Origin of the sequence: Streptococcus sp., from assembly GCF_032481935.1 — a bacterium.
GTDB lineage: Bacteria > Bacillota > Bacilli > Lactobacillales > Streptococcaceae > Streptococcus.
Map to the genome: position 1 here is coordinate 43,129 of NZ_JAWERU010000012.1, position 12,728 is coordinate 55,856.

Genomic DNA, 12,728 nt, shown 5'->3' on the forward strand with positions numbered 1-12,728 from the left:
AACTGTCAGTTCTAGGAATAACTATCTTTTTAGCACCGTCCGTAGCCCGTATTCAGTTCAGCAAATACGGCTCACCCTTCTCCTTTCTATTCGTCGCCTCACAGGGCGACATTAAATAAATTCTCCGACGATTTTTTAACGAAACGATACTTTTCGGTAAAAAATCTAGTGCAGGGAGTTTTTAGTTCGCCTGATAGCGACTAAAAGAAACGACCTGCCTTTCTATTCGGCAACTCTCAGGTTGCCATTAAATAAGATACAAAGGACGAATAGAAAGCGATTGAATTTTAGGAAACCAAGGAAGGATTGACAATCCGAGTTGGGTTCTCTAAATTCCGAGCTTTCCGTCCGTGTTCAGTTGCATAAATTCTCCGACGATTTCTCACTCGTCTTTAATTTGTTTGTTTAAAGGCTTCCATCATCTCGATGAACTCGTCAAATAGATAACTTGCATCGTGCGGACCTGGTGCAGCATCTGGGTGGAATTGCACAGAGAAACCTGGTTGGTATCTGTGACGTACACCTTCAACTGACTTGTCATTGATTTCTTCATGAGTAATCATCAAATGGTCTGGAAAATCTTCACGACTCACTGCATATCCATGGTTTTGACTCGTGAAATCCACGCGCCCTGTTGCAATTTCGCGTACAGCGTGGTTAAACCCACGGTGACCAAACTTCATCTTATAGGTCTTGGCACCATTTGCCATCGCAAAGAGCTGGTGCCCCATACAAATACCAAAGATTGGAATTTTCCCGAGAATACCACGAATCATATCGAGTGCTTCTGGTACATCTTCTGGATTTCCCGGTCCATTTGACAACATAACTCCGTCTGGATTTAAGTGAAGGATTTCCTCTGCTGTTGTAGTATAAGGAACGACCGTTACATTACAATCTCTCTTAGACAACTCTCTTAAGATTGAATGCTTGAGACCAAAGTCTACAAGTACCACACTTAAACCTACTCCTGGAGCTGGGTAAGCAGTTTTTGTAGAAACCTGTTTGATATTATCAATCGGTAAAACAGTCGCTTGAAGCTGATCTGTGATGTGATCGATACTATCTCCCACATGTGTCAGAGTCGCTCTCATAGTTCCATGTTTGCGAATGATTTTTGTCAAAGCACGTGTATCAATACCTGAAATACCAGGGATTTTCTTAGACTTCAAAAATTCATCCAGTGTCATCTGGTTGCGCCAGTTGCTGGCTCTACGAGCTTCTTCAAATACCACTACACCTTTACAGGTTGGACTGATAGACTCGTAGTCATCACGGTTAATTCCATAATTTCCAACCAAGGGATAGGTAAAGGTTAGAATTTGCCCATTATAAGACTGATCCGTAATGGATTCTTGATAACCGGTCATCCCAGTATTAAAGACGATTTCACCAGTTACATCAATATCAGCCCCAAAGGCTTTTCCTTCAAAAATTGTTCCATCTTCTAAAACTAGAAGTCGTTTAGTCATAAATTCACCTCTCGTGGATGCTCTCAGGCATCTTTTAACGTTTTGTGTCTTATTTTGCGTTTCTGTAAGTCAATACAGATTCTAAAATTGCCATTCTGACAAAGACACCATTGGTCATTTGTTGAACAATACGTGATTTTGGTGCTTCGACCAAGTGATCAGCAATTTCAACATCGCGATTTACAGGAGCAGGATGCATCAGAATAGCTTTATCTTTCAAGCGATCATAACGTTCTTGAGTCAAACCATGCTGTGCATGATAACCCTCTTTTGAAAAGACTGTTCCACTTTCATGACGCTCATGCTGAACACGGAGAAACATCATCACATCAACTTGGTCAATGATTTCATCAATGCTTACAAACTGTCCATAGTCTGCAAACTCTTGACTTCTCCATTCCTCAGGTCCAGCAAAATAGAGTTCTGCTCCTAAGCGTTTTAAGATTTGCATATTGGATTTAGCCACACGCGAATGGTCAAGGTCACCAGCAATGGCTACCTTGAGTCCTTCGAAGTGTCCAAATTCTTCATAAATGGTCATCAAATCAAGCAAGCTTTGGCTTGGGTGTTGACCCGAACCATCCCCACCATTGATAATCGAAGTCGTAATCGTCGGACTATCGATCAACTCTCTGTAGTAATCCACCTCTGGGTGTCGGATGACACAGGCATCTACTCCCAAGGCTGACAAGGTTAAAATTGTATCGTAGAGTGTTTCACCCTTGTTGACTGAACTTGTCTTCACATCGAAGTCCAGTAGGTGAAGTCCCAGTTTAATCTCTGCTACTTCAAAAGATTTGTGGGTACGAGTCGAACTCTCAAAGAAGAGATTAGAGACAATGTGTTGGTCCTCGTAAGACGCTTTTGCTCCATTTTTAAACTCAATTCCTCGTTTAATCAATTTCATGACTTGTTCTACAGTAAGGTCTTCCATTGATACTACATGTTGAATGGCTTGTTGATTTTCTGACATGGCTAACTCCTTTTAGCTATCTAAGCTTCTTCGGTAATAAGAACACGATCTTGTCCATCTAGTTCAGTCATCTCTACGATGATTTCTTCTGAACGACTGGTTGGGATATTTTTCCCTACATAGTCTGGACGAATCGGTAATTCTCTATGTCCACGGTCAACTAGAACAGCTAAACTCACACGAGAAGGACGACCATGGGTAACGATGTTATCAATAGCTGCTCGGATGGTCCGACCTGTGTAAAGCACATCGTCCACCAAGATTACCTCACGTTCTGTCACATCAACAGAGATTATAGAAGTATCTTCACCGCTTTTGACATCGTCGCGGAAAGGTTTGGTATCTAATTCTACAACGGGGACAGAGATATTTTCTAATTGTTCCAAACGCTCTTGGATACGGTGAGCAATGAAGACACCTCGTGTTTTTATCCCAGCCAATACAATCTTGTTTAAATCTTTATTTCGCTCGATAATCTCGTAGGTAATCCGAGTAATCGCTCGCTTGACGGTCAATTCGTCTACAACTTCTTTTGTCTTCATGACAAACCTCCAAAAAGAAAAGTCTCCTTTTTCAAGGAGACTTGAGAATGTATAACTAAGCGAGCCATACTGTAAACAGTATAGACTTACCCTTCTACTTAATCGAGCTCCTTGCCTGCCTCACGGGACAGGATTAAAGGAATATTTGATTGCTACTACTATATCACAAAGTAGTAATCGATGCAAGAAAAAACACAAGAAATCAATTTTATAACGAACTAAAATCGTATAACTGTGGATAGTGATCACATTCTGGATTTTTCGGATGACAGATAGCACGACCAAAGTAAATCATAGCCTGATGGGCTGCCAACCATTCTTCTGGTGGCAAGACATCCATAACACGTTTTTCGACCTCAAGGGGTGTAGCTGATTTTTTAACAATATCGTGGTGTTTACAGATTCGCTCTACGTGAGTATCTACTGCAAAGGCTGGAATACCGAATCCTACGCTCAAAACTACGTTAGCGGTTTTTCGGCCAACTCCTGCCAAACTCTCTAATTCTTCCCTAGTCTGAGGGACTTGGCCGTCAAAATCGTCTAATAACTGCTGGGCACATTTTTTGAGGAATTTAGCCTTATTGCGATAAAGGCCTAGGCGAGAAATATACGAGGCAATCTCACTCTCACTTGCATCTGCCATGGTTTGTGGGGTTGGAAAAGCTGCAAAAAGGCCAGGAGTAGCCTTGTTGACTGCCGCATCTGTCGTCTGAGCAGACAGCATAACAGCAACCAGAAGTTCAAAATGATTACGAAAATCTAGACTTGGTTTTGCATCTGGAAAAAGAGCAATGATTTCCTCAATGACATGACGGGCACGTTTCTTGGATAAAACCATCTATTCGTCTCCGTCAAACAGTCCTTGCAAACCTGCAAAAGGACTATTTTCTTCTTTCTTGACTGCTTGTTGGGCTTGGTACTCTTCCTCGGACATGATTTGCCAGTCATTTCCAGAAACAAAGCCCTGGCCAGCTTCTTCTTCAGCTGTTAAGACCTTGATTGGAATGTTGAGCAAGATATTATCTGAAACACTTTCAGCCAGGTCAATTTCCCCATTTTCAATCGGTAAAACCAAGTCATCATCTAGCACTTCTTGATCCAGTTGATTGGTAGCACCTTCCATAAAGACTTCTGTCACTGGATAAGACTCTTTCAATTCTACAGGTTCCATGCTACGGCTAGAGGCTAGAACGATTGTATAAGACAACTGATAATCTAGGAAAAACATAAGGTCTTCGTACTGAACTTTTCCAATAGCGACAATATCTTTTACATCTAAAATTTCTTGATTACGGGCACGCAAGTCAGCTGCTAAGTCTAAAGTTTGCTCAAAGTGCAAACCTTCAGGCTGCTTACGAATTTCTTGAATATTTAATTTCATACTTCCTCCATAAAGATTTACTATCTTGATTATACCATGAAAATGCTAGAAGTAAGCCTTCCAAACTTTGAATTTAAAAGTCAGAGTTTTCCATTCCAAATGTCGGTGTTCTTCTATAATAGAAACAAAATTGGTAGATAGAAAATTTAAAAATAATTCGGAGAACTAGTAGGAATATGAACTTCCTAACTCTACTTTTAGCTATAAATAATTGAATTCCGATATTCAAAAGACTATAAAAAAGACAGGAATGATAAAGTAGAAAGGAGTATACTGTAACCAGCTCGGCAGTAAGGATAACAGTCACCCTTATACAGTGTGTCTTATACCCCTAGTTCCCTATCTAGCGAAAGGATTGTGTGGCATGAATAATAGTTTGGTCGATGGCACAACTTTCCTTATTTTCCTAATACTCCTTACCATTTCATTTTGGTTCAGCATCTGGAAATTAGAAAAACTGATTGCTGATTGACAATCGAAATTCAAATCCTTAAAAATCTATTGCTTCTAAGGGGTTAGTTCTGTTATGGATAGAGCTAAATCCTTTTTGTTTTATATGATTGATTTTTTGATATATTTACTATGACATTTTTTGTTTTTGGTGCTATACTATAGACATCAATACATGAGCAAAGGAGGACGCTCATATGGAAGACAAAGTTCTTTTAGCTGAAGCCTATCAACTCGTTTCAGAATTAAATCAAACTATACAAAACTGTAAACAAGGATTACCTGATGATCTACGCTTACAGCAAAATATAGACGAAATTCTCAGAGCGCTTAAAAAAGCTGAGAAAGTAGACAACGCTATCTTAATTGAACTGGAAACTTTTTACCAATGGACTAGTCTTTTGATTGGACTTGGCTCACTAAAACTAAACGATCAAGCTCGCACTGCTTGGCGAAACTATGACAAGTTCCACTACGATCAAGTAAAGCACGTTTTGACACTCTATGGACCTGTTTTTGGTTTCTAGAAAGATTTGAATTTCTCATTTCTTTTGACAAAGTGTTCCAAAAGGTATAAAATAAACATAGTATTTTTCGGAGGTAAGGGAGACATGAACAACTAAGTCTATCAAATAAAGAACCTTTATTTAGTAGATCTTGTTTCTGTCTCTTTTTGTGGTGGATTTTCAGCCTTTTTAAAAGAGGATTTTTTGACATAGACGATTGGCTCTACTAGGTAAAGTAGAGCTTTTGTTATGGCTTCAAGCCAGTTTTTCTCGTAGAGAAAAACAAGAAAACCACCAGCTATGCTGGTGGCTGACAAGGCTTCTAGCTTCCATTTATTTTTCCAAGTATAATCTAATTGTTCAGGTTAGATAAAGAAGGAAAAATAAATGGCTAAAACCAGTTACAGTTTATCACATACCAAATGGATGTGCAAATATCATATAGTTTTTACACCTAAGTATCGCCGTAAGGCGATATATTACAAAGTCAGGTCGGATTTGATAGATATTATCAAACATCTATGCCGTTGTCGTGGCGTGGAGATTATCGAAGGTCATATGATGCCAGACCATGTACACCTGCTTTTACTGATACCTCCCAAACTTTCGATTTCCGATTTTATGGGGTATCTCAAGAGTAAAAGTGCATTGATGATATTTGATAAGCACGCTAATTTAAAATATAAGTATGGAAATCGAAAGTTCTGGGCTAGGGGATACTATGTAAGTACCGTTGGACTAAACGAAAAGACCGTAGCTAAATATATTCGCGAGCAGGAAAAGAATGACATTGCACTCGATAAGCTGAGTGTAAAAGAATATGAAGATCCGTTTTCTGATGGCGGATTTAGAACAAGGTAAAAGCCCGTTGTGACGGGCATTAGTCAAGTAATATAGCACGACCTGAACGAAGTTCAGCGAGCGTCTTTAGACGCCGCTGGAGAGAAACGGCTTATAGCCGGTGTACAAGCCACCCGTTTTCACGGGTGGTTATGACTGACAACGATAGTATTATCAGGTATGACCTGCCCTTTTCGAATAGTACAGCCTGCTCCAATAATCACATTATCTCCAATAGTTGCACCCTTTAATATAACTACATTTGCTCCTATCCAGCAGTTTTTACCAATTGTAATCGGTGCATAGGTAAACTCAAACTGCTCAACACGATAATTGTTATAAATATGGTCAAAATCGTACAGTCTTACTCCATCACCAAACATAGTATCACGTCCAATAGTAATTTTATTTAGACACCTTAATGTACAATGGTCATTGAAAAAGACACGATTTCCAATTGTTAGTTGTGCGCCGGCACCAACTTCAACACTGAGAAAATTACTCAATGTGACTGGTTCTCCTAAGTTAACTTTAGCTTGGTCTGAGATTTTTGAACTAAAAAAATCACCTTGTAAATTAAAGTCAGGCATCTATTTCTCCCTTTGTTTAATCAAATCTAATTTGACTTTGATTCGCTTATAAAGTGCTATTTGCCCAGCATTCAGAGCGTCTGTCTGACATTTTTCAAGGCGTTTGGTATAAGAGTCAATATGTTCGGTTAAATCATATCCTAAGGCCGCTAGAAGTGCTAGACGCTCCTCGCTGTTGGTAATCATTGATTCAATGTCATCTAACATCACTGTATGCGACAGACTATCTGGCCGTTGTGAGTAGAAATAAGTTCCTACATTGGTAAATGAAATCTTTTTTGCTCGCAGATAGAGTTTATAGATGGTGGCATCGTCTTCTCGTACCTTTCCGACAGGAAACTCAATACCATCCCACAATTCTCGCTTATAGAGTTTGGTGACAGGAAAAAGAACCGTTAAGAAAAGATTCTGGCGCGGATTATTTTCCTGCTGTAGCCATTCTTCAGGACTATAATTTTTTTCAAAATAGTCATCCTTTGTGACAAAAATGAGATAGGAGTGACGTTCTTCACTGTAAGATGTAAAATTGCAAATGGCAATATCTGATTTTTGCTCTATTATGCTATTATGGAGAGTCTTAAAATAACTCTCATCAATAAAATCATCCGAATCAATAAAAGAAACATAGCGCCCACGAGCAAGCTGCAAACCAAAGTTTCGTGTAGCAGAAACACCTTCGTTTTCTTTGTGAACAATACGCAGACGAGCATCGCTGTCTTTGTATGTTTCCAAAATAGCAGCACTGCCGTCTGTTGAGCCATCATTGATAAGAATGACTTCCAAATCACTGTAAGTCTGTTTTAAGATAGAATCAATGCAGCGATGTAGGTATTTTTCAGCATTATAAATTGGTACAATAACTGAAATCTTTTCTGAAAAATCTGTCTGATTCACTCCGACCCTAGCTACAATCTCACTCAAATATTGCTCGTCTTCGATAGGAAGTATATTATCATCCTTATTATGTTCTGCCGTATGTTTATGAGCAAGTTTTACCTTGTGGGTAGCCTGCTGTTTAAACCATTCATATTCTGAGTCGATATGTCCTAAATCAATAGCTTGATAATCTTTAGCCAGTTCTTTGACTAAAACCTTTGCTGTTGGACCTAGCATCAATAAAATGAGTTTGCCATCGGCATACTTTTTAATCTCTCGTAATAGCTCATCTTTATAGATATACGCATTTTTAGAAGGTCCGATAATTCTCGAAACAGACTTAGCTTGTGCAAAAAGGTCATTGCCCATGCCAGAACGAGATGTCTCCCCCTCCACAATCAAAATATCACAATCTTTCCACAAAGTCTTTAAACGCTCAAAATAAGGAGCCGCCTGACTTTTATCCTGTAAATCAATATAAGGACGAGATAAAAAAGTTGAACCATACCACTCTGACTGACAGTTTTCTTTGTAAAAATCAGCTGCTTGATCAAAATGAATCTTCCAGAATTTTTTGGCATTACTGTTATAACGTTCCAGATGTTCAAAAACATCTGGGAGACAGACCAAAAGTTCATTTGAAGATGGCTCTTGCAGAGTCGCTTTTAACTCTGCTGCTAAGTCTTTATCATAACTCTGATAAGGAATGCTCTTTCCTGTCATAAGGTCCACTTCGCCATCACCAAAACGGGCGACTGAGGATCCATGTTTTAAAATAAAATCCAAGGTTTGCTGATTGCTTAATACTTTTATTTTAGGTATGCCCATGTCATCTCCTTTGAAACTTTCTCTATTTTAATAATCATATATTTAGCTGTACCTATGATGAGTTAGAAAAAGATGTCGTTAGTGCTTACTGTACAATTTAAAAATCGTTTCTGTCAATAGTCTGCGTGTGAAATAACCTTCTCTGACAAGAGGATTGAACTGACGAACATTTTCAACCAACTGCTGATAGCTTTTCTCTGGCATTTGCTTAATAATTTCGACAGCCTCTTCTAAACTATCAACGACCAAGCCTAATTTATTTTTCTCAATAATTTCTTGATTAGCGATACCACGCTCTACAATGACAGGGATTCCTGCTGCTAAAAATGTGGCTAGTTTATATGGACAATAGAGTTTCATATAATCTTTGTCATGCTCTGCCATCCAAACCAGTCCAAAACCTCCTTGCGAAAGTTCTAGCATGAGCTGTTCGTTACTGTGCCAAGGCTCTTTAACCACTTGCTCAGGTAGATTATTCTCATTTGTACCATAGACATGCAGAGGCACATCAAATTGCCAATCACGAACAAAAGGAAAGCGCTCTGGATTACCTGGAAAATGAATCTGATGTTTGAAATGTGCCTTTTGCATAGGGATTTGTGTCGGATTATCCCACATTCCCTGAATGACTATTTTTTCAACTGTCAGTCCCTGTTCTCTCAACTTATCTACCATTGCCTGACTTGGAGCAATAATCACATCTGCCTGATTATAAAGCGCAATGACCCGATCCATAAGATAAAAATTGGAGGCAAACATCAAGGGAACAACATCATGAATAAAAACAGCAATTTTGACCCGAAACAATTTGATTCGTGCCATTAGCTTTTCATCAAAAGCAGTTGTATTCCAAGTTGGGAGTTGCAAGATAACGATATCTTCCGCTTTTAGACTTGCTAAAATACCATCTAAACGTTTATTAAGTTCAATATCAGTATCGGCATGCATATTATAGGCATAGATTCCCAACTCACGGCAACCCATTTCTACGGCAATATCCATGACCATATTTTGACTAAGCTGAGCAGTTCCTGCCATACCGTTGATATTTGTTAGATATACCCTCATATTTTTCCTTCTTATCTTGATTTTCCTTAGCAGCCATTCTTAATCTAATTCCTGTTTGATCTCTGCCACCATCTCTTCTTTTTGATCAAGACGATAAACATGGCTCTTACCTGTTGTATCTTTGTTTACATTATCAAAAGCATAGACAGGCTTTCCTAGTTCGTGCATACGGTGAACAATGTTATTTTGCTCTGCACCATGATTGATGTCTAAATAAGCACTACATTCTAAAGTCAAGTCTTCTAATTGAAACCTTAGAATGTTGGGATAGACTTTAACATTAGGATATTTTGCTAACATCATAATATTAGGCGAAAAGGTAGTGTAAGCTGCTATATGAAGTTCATAGTCTGGTAAAGACTGCGCCAGATATTCTAACTCCTCAATATGTCCACTATTTGTTAAAGTTAAACATTTCTTTTTAGATGGTGTAGGTAGTGGCTGACTTCCCAAAACAATCTCTGACCACTCTAAACCATTATAATACCACCACAGGTCTTTTAACTGCATCCAACAGTATGGACTCCAAGGTTTTTGGCTAGACGCATAGTGAAGAATAGGTGGTAGAGTAGTTAATTTTCCTCTATTATGTCCACGCTGTTCGTCTGCACCATAAAAATTTGTCATGAGCAGACAGTTATAATCAACGCCTAAATTATACCATTTTCCATCAAAAACAAGATTTAGGATACTTTGATCAGCGAGTTTAACAAGATGTCCATAGGTCTGCATGGTTTCCAATAATTTATTCGTGATGTTGAGCTTACGACATTCACGATTGTTAAACAACATAACTCCAGCGTTGAAGGTATTTTCAATTCCCATACGCAACAAATCTGTCTGAACGCCACCATCATTGACCGCAGCAATTAGATTATTACCAAACTCAAAATCAAAGAGGTGCGTGAGGTCGGCTGTCACGATAATATCACTATCTAAATAAAGCACAACATCATCTGTGATTTCTTGTGGAATTAAAAACTTCATACAAGCTGCAGCAGCTGAAACATGAGCATTTGTTACGAGGTTTTCTCCAACTGGCATTACCTTGACATCCACAATATCACAATCAACTGCTTTTAACTTTCGTCTCAAATTAAGAAACCAATTTTGGTCAATGTCATTATTTAAGACATAAAAACAGATGTGGCGATTGTGCACACAGATTGACTTTATAGTCGTCAGTGCTTTATCTGTATAATTACTATCAGCACATAAGGCTATGGCATACTTATTTCTTCCCATCATAACTTTCCTTTTTACAATTTTCCGTATTTTTTCATCAACTGACGTTTGAGTTTCATGTCTTTATAGCCAGCAATATCACCATGTTCTAGCATGGATTTTTCATTGACAGCAGCACGCCACTTGAAGGCTTCAATTTCTTTAGAGGTATCAAAGTCCAGCAGAATGAGTAGCGACAAACGTTTCTCAACGGCTTCTGCGGAAAAGACCTGAGCGGAATTACCTATTTGTGTCATAGAGGTACCAGTGATACGGTAAACATAAGATAAGGTATTGATGTAAACAATACGGTCTGACAGAAGATAGAGTTTCCAAGTCGTGTAATCATCATCTGCATGTTTATTTGGATAGAGAACATCTTCAAACAGCTCACGCTTATAAAGTTTACCCCAAGGAACAACAAAGCATGAACTTAAGAAATGTGGCTGTCCATACTGAAAAGCAAACCATTCTTCAGGTGTATAAACCTTTTCATAGTAATCTTCAGCACGTAAATGGATAGTATAATTTTTCTTTTCTTCATTGTATTGTGAAAAATTAGCAATGGCAATATCGCTGTTTGTCTTTATTAAAACTTGGTACAAATCTTCCAGATGATTAGAATCCATCCAGTCATCACTATCAATAAAATTAATATACTCTCCAGTAGCTAACTGCAATCCTATGTTTCGCGTTAATCCAACACCGGTATTGGGTTTATGTACAGTTTTTACACGATTATCTTCTTGTGCTAGACATTCCATTATTTTTCCGGTCTGATCAGTTGAACCATCATTAATAACGATGATCTCTAGATTCTTATAAGTTTGGTTCATGACACTACGAACACATTGTTCCAGATACTTTTCGCAATTATAGGCTGGAATAATCACACTAATTTTTTCCATAAAGGTCCGTCCTTAAAGTTTTACTCATTTTATTATAACAAATTCATTTCTATAAATATACCAATTCTGACAAGTTTCGTTCAGAATTCTCATAAAAAGAGTCAACTAGATAGAATTATCTAGCTGACTTTTTCATGAGCGAGGTACGGTTTAGATCAAATCTTTTTTTGTACCTGTCATTACTTTTCTGCTCTGAATAAGTTTTTATTCTTCATCAGATTTTTTCTTCTTTTTACCTAGAATCAGGGCGCTAAAGAGTAATCCTGCTCCTAATGCTGCAGCAACAGAGGCTGATTCTTCACCGGTTGATGGCAAGATAGACTGACTAACTGTCGGAGCTGTGCTAGGAGATGGCGCTGAACTTTCAGATTCAGATTGTGATGGTCGTTCAGAATATGATTCAGAGGTTGACTCGCTAACAGATGGTTGCTCGGTGTGAGATTCTGAAACAGATTCGCTAACGGATTCTGACACGGATTCACTTACGGACTCAGATACTGACTCGCTTAATGACTCTGAAACAGACTCGCTAACAGATTCTGACACGGATTCACTGATGGATTCCGATACAGATTCTGATACTGACTCACTCACAGATTCTGACTGTGACAGAGATTCTGAAGTTGATAAAGAAACTGAGCTAGTATCCGATGCCGTACTTTCTGTGGTAGCAGTAGCGGTATCAGTGACTGTACTACCTGACATTGTTACAACATCTTGCCCTGCAAGCGTTGACCCTACACTTTCCTGCTCCACACTGGCATCCTCTGCCAAAACTTCATGACTGGCTGCTGTACCGCCCGCTATGACAGCACTCAAAGCAGCGACACCTTTGAGAATATGGTGTACCGTTACTTTCTTTTCAGTTGAGGTGTCAACTTGGGAAACTGTCACTTCCTTGCTAGAACTTCCCTTAAATAAACGCAACAAGCCAATCTGAGACATCACTGTACGAACCCAGTGTTTCCCAGACTTATGCAGCTTTACCCGCGACTTACGAGAGAAGTCTCTTCAAATTCACGACCAAATTTTTTCTTCATAAATCCATTTCCTTAATTTTTCCCCTAATT

Annotated in this window: 14 protein-coding genes; 2 read left to right on the forward strand and 12 right to left on the reverse strand. The window is 38.7% G+C overall.

Translation table 11 applies throughout. From position 1 onward, the window contains the following. Nucleotides 1–392: 392 nt before the first annotated feature. From E7C97_RS03685 to E7C97_RS03705, 5 genes are all read right to left on the reverse strand, one after another. Entirely contained in the window at nt 393–1,472 is a 1,080-nt protein-coding gene (locus tag E7C97_RS03685) for a carbamoyl phosphate synthase small subunit (protein ID WP_045763806.1), read from the reverse strand. 49 nt (nt 1,473–1,521) lie between these two features. Next, on the reverse strand, nt 1,522–2,445 hold the full coding sequence (locus E7C97_RS03690; protein ID WP_045763807.1) for an aspartate carbamoyltransferase catalytic subunit: 924 nt from the start codon (nt 2,443–2,445) through the stop codon (nt 1,522–1,524). 20 nt (nt 2,446–2,465) lie between these two features. Beyond that, the gene (gene pyrR, locus E7C97_RS03695; RefSeq protein ID WP_045763808.1) at nt 2,466–2,987 is read right to left on the reverse strand and encodes a bifunctional pyr operon transcriptional regulator/uracil phosphoribosyltransferase PyrR; all 522 of its coding nucleotides are present in this window, start codon (nt 2,985–2,987) and stop codon (nt 2,466–2,468) included. Nucleotides 2,988–3,195: 208 nt separating this feature from the next. Beyond that, nucleotides 3,196–3,825, reverse strand: a complete 630-nt coding sequence (gene nth, locus E7C97_RS03700) for an endonuclease III (protein WP_049509065.1) — start codon at nt 3,823–3,825, stop codon at nt 3,196–3,198. Further along, nucleotides 3,826–4,368 (reverse strand): DUF177 domain-containing protein, encoded by a 543-nt coding sequence (locus E7C97_RS03705; protein ID WP_049502643.1) that lies wholly within the window; start codon nt 4,366–4,368, stop codon nt 3,826–3,828. Nucleotides 4,369–5,015: 647 nt separating this feature from the next. Here E7C97_RS03705 and E7C97_RS03710 point away from each other — a divergent pair. Beyond that, the gene (locus E7C97_RS03710) at nt 5,016–5,345 is read left to right on the forward strand and encodes a helicase BlpT (protein WP_316108190.1); all 330 of its coding nucleotides are present in this window, start codon (nt 5,016–5,018) and stop codon (nt 5,343–5,345) included. Between the two features lie 116 nt (nt 5,346–5,461). Here E7C97_RS03710 and E7C97_RS03715 read toward each other — a convergent pair whose 3' ends face one another. Further along, nucleotides 5,462–5,641 carry a hypothetical protein gene (locus tag E7C97_RS03715; RefSeq protein ID WP_316108191.1) on the reverse strand — a complete coding sequence of 60 codons (180 nt, stop codon included), beginning with the start codon at nt 5,639–5,641 and terminating at the stop codon, nt 5,462–5,464. Between the two features lie 70 nt (nt 5,642–5,711). Here E7C97_RS03715 and tnpA point away from each other — a divergent pair, with 70 nt between their 5' ends. After that, nucleotides 5,712–6,185, forward strand: a complete 474-nt coding sequence (tnpA, locus tag E7C97_RS03720; RefSeq protein WP_316108192.1) for an IS200/IS605 family transposase — start codon at nt 5,712–5,714, stop codon at nt 6,183–6,185. 119 nt (nt 6,186–6,304) lie between these two features. Here the strand turns inward: tnpA and E7C97_RS03725 are convergent, their stop codons facing one another. The 6 genes from E7C97_RS03725 to E7C97_RS03750 all read right to left on the reverse strand — a co-directional run bounded on the left by E7C97_RS03725 (nt 6,305) and on the right by E7C97_RS03750 (nt 12,603). Continuing rightward, nucleotides 6,305–6,754 carry an acyltransferase gene (locus E7C97_RS03725; RefSeq protein ID WP_316108193.1) on the reverse strand — a complete coding sequence of 150 codons (450 nt, stop codon included), beginning with the start codon at nt 6,752–6,754 and terminating at the stop codon, nt 6,305–6,307. Then, nucleotides 6,755–8,458 (reverse strand): SP_1767 family glycosyltransferase, encoded by a 1,704-nt coding sequence (locus E7C97_RS03730; protein ID WP_316108194.1) that lies wholly within the window; start codon nt 8,456–8,458, stop codon nt 6,755–6,757. A 78-nt stretch (nt 8,459–8,536) separates the two neighbouring features. Continuing rightward, a complete protein-coding gene (locus E7C97_RS03735) occupies nt 8,537–9,526 on the reverse strand; it encodes a sugar transferase (protein WP_316108195.1) in 990 nt (329 codons plus the stop codon). Nucleotides 9,527–9,565: 39 nt separating this feature from the next. Beyond that, a complete protein-coding gene (locus tag E7C97_RS03740) occupies nt 9,566–10,774 on the reverse strand; it encodes a glycosyltransferase (RefSeq protein ID WP_316108196.1) in 1,209 nt (402 codons plus the stop codon). Nucleotides 10,775–10,785: 11 nt separating this feature from the next. After that, complete coding sequence (locus E7C97_RS03745; RefSeq protein ID WP_316108197.1) at nt 10,786–11,658, reverse strand: glycosyltransferase family 2 protein; 873 nt, start codon at nt 11,656–11,658, stop codon at nt 10,786–10,788. Between the two features lie 204 nt (nt 11,659–11,862). Beyond that, on the reverse strand, nt 11,863–12,603 hold the full coding sequence (locus E7C97_RS03750) for an accessory Sec-dependent serine-rich glycoprotein adhesin (RefSeq protein ID WP_398581216.1): 741 nt from the start codon (nt 12,601–12,603) through the stop codon (nt 11,863–11,865). Nucleotides 12,604–12,728 lie beyond the last annotated feature (125 nt).

What these genes read in the sequence shown, in the direction of transcription:
- E7C97_RS03725 (WP_316108193.1), bottom strand. Translation starts at nt 6,754, where the DNA reads ATGCCTGACTTTAATTTACAAGGTGATTTTTTTAGTTCAAAAATCTCA.
- E7C97_RS03735 (WP_316108195.1), bottom strand. Translation starts at nt 9,526, where the DNA reads ATGAGGGTATATCTAACAAATATCAACGGTATGGCAGGAACTGCTCAG.
- pyrR (WP_045763808.1), bottom strand. Translation starts at nt 2,987, where the DNA reads ATGAAGACAAAAGAAGTTGTAGACGAATTGACCGTCAAGCGAGCGATT.
- E7C97_RS03685 (WP_045763806.1), bottom strand. Translation starts at nt 1,472, where the DNA reads ATGACTAAACGACTTCTAGTTTTAGAAGATGGAACAATTTTTGAAGGA.
- E7C97_RS03745 (WP_316108197.1), bottom strand. Translation starts at nt 11,658, where the DNA reads ATGGAAAAAATTAGTGTGATTATTCCAGCCTATAATTGCGAAAAGTAT.
- E7C97_RS03750 (WP_398581216.1), bottom strand. Translation starts at nt 12,603, where the DNA reads ATGTCTCAGATTGGCTTGTTGCGTTTATTTAAGGGAAGTTCTAGCAAG.
- E7C97_RS03705 (WP_049502643.1), bottom strand. Translation starts at nt 4,368, where the DNA reads ATGAAATTAAATATTCAAGAAATTCGTAAGCAGCCTGAAGGTTTGCAC.
- tnpA (WP_316108192.1), top strand. Translation starts at nt 5,712, where the DNA reads ATGGCTAAAACCAGTTACAGTTTATCACATACCAAATGGATGTGCAAA.
- E7C97_RS03690 (WP_045763807.1), bottom strand. Translation starts at nt 2,445, where the DNA reads ATGTCAGAAAATCAACAAGCCATTCAACATGTAGTATCAATGGAAGAC.
- E7C97_RS03710 (WP_316108190.1), top strand. Translation starts at nt 5,016, where the DNA reads ATGGAAGACAAAGTTCTTTTAGCTGAAGCCTATCAACTCGTTTCAGAA.
- E7C97_RS03740 (WP_316108196.1), bottom strand. Translation starts at nt 10,774, where the DNA reads ATGATGGGAAGAAATAAGTATGCCATAGCCTTATGTGCTGATAGTAAT.
- nth (WP_049509065.1), bottom strand. Translation starts at nt 3,825, where the DNA reads ATGGTTTTATCCAAGAAACGTGCCCGTCATGTCATTGAGGAAATCATT.
- E7C97_RS03730 (WP_316108194.1), bottom strand. Translation starts at nt 8,458, where the DNA reads ATGGGCATACCTAAAATAAAAGTATTAAGCAATCAGCAAACCTTGGAT.